A 1,441-nucleotide genomic window follows, 5' to 3' on the forward strand; every position below is an offset into this window, starting at 1 on the left:
TCCCGAAGGCACCAATCCATCTCTGGAAAGTTCATTGGATGTCAAGGCCTGGTAAGGTTCTTCGCGTTGCTTCGAATTAAACCACATGCTCCACCGCTTGTGCGGGCCCCCGTCAATTCATTTGAGTTTTAACCTTGCGGCCGTACTCCCCAGGCGGTCAACTTAATGCGTTAGCTGCGCCACTAAGAGCTCAAGGCTCCCAACGGCTAGTTGACATCGTTTACGGCGTGGACTACCAGGGTATCTAATCCTGTTTGCTCCCCACGCTTTCGCACCTCAGTGTCAGTATCAGTCCAGGTGGTCGCCTTCGCCACTGGTGTTCCTTCCTATATCTACGCATTTCACCGCTACACAGGAAATTCCACCACCCTCTACCATACTCTAGCTTGTCAGTTTTGAATGCAGTTCCCAGGTTGAGCCCGGGGCTTTCACATCCAACTTAACAAACCACCTACGCGCGCTTTACGCCCAGTAATTCCGATTAACGCTTGCACCCTCTGTATTACCGCGGCTGCTGGCACAGAGTTAGCCGGTGCTTATTCTGTCGGTAACGTCAAAACACTAACGTATTAGGTTAATGCCCTTCCTCCCAACTTAAAGTGCTTTACAATCCGAAGACCTTCTTCACACACGCGGCATGGCTGGATCAGGCTTTCGCCCATTGTCCAATATTCCCCACTGCTGCCTCCCGTAGGAGTCTGGACCGTGTCTCAGTTCCAGTGTGACTGATCATCCTCTCAGACCAGTTACGGATCGTCGCCTTGGTGAGCCATTACCTCACCAACTAGCTAATCCGACCTAGGCTCATCTGATAGCGCAAGGCCCGAAGGTCCCCTGCTTTCTCCCGTAGGACGTATGCGGTATTAGCGTCCGTTTCCGGACGTTATCCCCCACTACCAGGCAGATTCCTAGGCATTACTCACCCGTCCGCCGCTCTCAAGAGAAGCAAGCTTCTCTCTACCGCTCGACTTGCATGTGTTAGGCCTGCCGCCAGCGTTCAATCTGAGCCATGATCAAACTCTTCAGTTCAAACATCTTTGGGTTTTGAGAAAACCCTAAACTTGGCTCAGCAATCGTTGGTTACATCTTTGATTTCTCGCGGAGTAACTTGTGATGCTGATAATCTGTTGACTAGCAGTCTGACTCCACAAGCACCCACACGAATTGCTTGATTCAGTTGTTAAAGAGCGGTTGGTTAAGAGCTTTCGTCTCAACCGAGGCGCGCATTCTACAGCGCCCTTCGTATCTGTCAAGCGGTTATTTTAAGAAGTTTTCAAAGTTTCCTTTGCAACTTCAACCACTTGCGCTTTCGATCTCTCGTTAGCGGGAGGCGAATTCTACAGCGTTACTCGCTGCTGTCAACACCTCTTTTTCACCGCTTTCGACCGAGAAGATCGAACCGTCCATCAAGCGACTGCACACTGCCTGACCGACTCCTTCC

At 51.1% G+C, this 1,441-nt stretch carries 1 rRNA gene; it reads right to left on the reverse strand.

Features of this window, described 5'->3' with window-relative positions:
• Window positions 1-1,029 (reverse strand): 16S ribosomal RNA (locus IB249_RS29550); the annotation flags it as partial.
• Between the last annotated feature and the right edge of the window lie 412 nt (window positions 1,030-1,441).

The organism is Pseudomonas sp. PDM04 (assembly GCF_014851765.1).
In the GTDB taxonomy this organism is placed as follows: Bacteria; Pseudomonadota; Gammaproteobacteria; order Pseudomonadales; family Pseudomonadaceae; genus Aquipseudomonas.